The sequence below is a fragment of the Oscillibacter sp. CU971 genome, assembly GCF_905219725.1.
Taxonomy (GTDB): domain Bacteria; phylum Bacillota; class Clostridia; order Oscillospirales; family Oscillospiraceae; genus Oscillibacter.
Window position 1 is genome coordinate 1 of the sequence record NZ_CAJMXG010000500.1, and the last position, 1341, is coordinate 1341.

At 54.3% G+C, this 1341-nt stretch carries 1 pseudogene; it reads right to left on the reverse strand.

The features are described 5' to 3' along the window. Positions 1–487 precede the first annotated feature (487 nt). Positions 488–1341, reverse strand: a pseudogene (locus tag JX325_RS16920) (hypothetical protein); the annotation flags it as partial.

Below are 1341 nucleotides of genomic sequence, written 5' to 3' on the forward strand. Positions count from 1 at the left end.
CGTAGACGCCACGCTGATCAGCGCACCCAGCTCTACAAAAAACGCGGAGAAAAAACGGGATCCGGAGATGCACTCGGCGAAGAAGGGAAAGCAGTGACATNTTGGTATGAAGTGCCACTGGTTGATTGAAGAAGGCCGATACCTGACCCCGGAGGAATTGGAACAATACCGGCAAACGCACCCGGAGCAGACGCAAACGGCATCAGCCCCGGAAATGGAACGTCCCACTCATATACTGGGGGCCACACCACCTATTCCTGCCACGATACCGCCGAGAGAAATCACCCAGGCCGACATAGACGCCGCCCTCCAGGAGTGGAACGGCGATATTGCCAGCAAGCGTCGGGTCCAGCAGTACATGACCGGCCATACCCGTGACCGGGACACGGCGGAGTGGCTGAAAANTGAGTACGGTGATAGTCTCCCTGCGTTTCCTGTCTGCTTCATCAGCCGGTCAAACTCATAAATGGAGTAGGTCTTTCCATCCTTAGGAATGCTCGCACGCCCGCACCGTGAAGGGGCCGCCTGTCAGCAGCCGCACGGCCAAATCGCTGCTGCTGACACTGTTCCCGTCCGGACCGTAGACAAAATAGCCATCTGAAATCATGGTATTCACAAAAGCAGCGTTACATCCAAAAAATACTATGCTGCTTTCACCCGTACTGGAAAAAGTGCCGCCGGTAATGGCTATCTTGGCTGTCGCTGAATACTGTAATTGTACGGCATACTTGCCGCTGAAACTGCCCCCTTTGATAGAGACCTGTGTTCCGGCGTCATTCGCATAAACACCGCAATTTTTCGCTGTAACATCGCCGCCATTGATATGGGCTGTGCCACCATTAGTCACAGATATACCATCCCCGCCACTGGCGTAAATCTTACCGCTATTCAGCGTAAAAGCGCCGCCCATGACCCCAATTCCTCTGCCGCTGCTGGTGAGGGCTACACCGTTCGCCATCTCCAGAATGATATTCTGACCGGAGCTTACTTCTAATCCGCTTGAAATCTCCGCGTTGAGCATCAGCCGGACCGTGGCGGGCTGATCCGCGCTGGAGTTGTTGGCGGCGTAGGTCCACGCATCGGTAAGCTCTGTAAACGTCTGGTCATCCTTTCCCTCGATGCTGACAATAGCGGCCTCTCCCGCTGAATAGCCGCAGACCGTACAACGCTGATTGGTGTCCAAGGTATGCTCTACCGTCTGCTTATACTCGCAGACGGAGCAGGTGTGGCTGTGGCCTTGCGCCCCCTCGTTTTTCCAAACGCCATAAGAAGCTGTACCAATAGAGGGAAAAGTAGTATAATGAGGGAATGATACAGAAAAATGAGCGACGCAGCTATGCG